Raw genomic sequence first — 335 nt, 5'->3', positions numbered from 1 at the left:
GTGGCGATAGCGAAGAGGTCACACCCGTTCCCATGCCGAACACGGAAGTTAAGCTCTTCAGCGCCGATGGTAGTCGGGGGTTTCCCCCTGTGAGAGTAGGACGCCGCCAAGCAATTGCACGCTAGTGTAATTAAAAAAGAAAAAAGTTGTTGACTTTGAAGAAGTAGCGTTGTATACTAATAAAGTTGCTTTAACAAGGCCAAACGAAATGATCTTTGAAAACTAAACAAGACAAAACGTACCTGTTAATTCATTTTTTTATAAATCGCACAGCGATGTGCGTAGTCAGTCAAACTACTTTATCGGAGAGTTTGATCCTGGCTCAGGACGAACGC

General features: G+C 43.9%; 1 rRNA gene. It reads left to right on the top strand.

The features are described 5' to 3' along the window. Positions 1-112: ribosomal RNA gene (gene rrf / locus JMN17_RS21555) — 5S ribosomal RNA — on the top strand; the annotation flags it as partial. Positions 113-335 lie beyond the last annotated feature (223 nt).

The organism is Bacillus sp. RHFS10 (assembly GCF_016757475.1).
Classification (GTDB): Bacteria; Bacillota; Bacilli; order Bacillales; family Bacillaceae; genus Bacillus; species Bacillus subtilis_G.
This window is presented reverse-complemented; position numbering and strand designations above follow the sequence as displayed.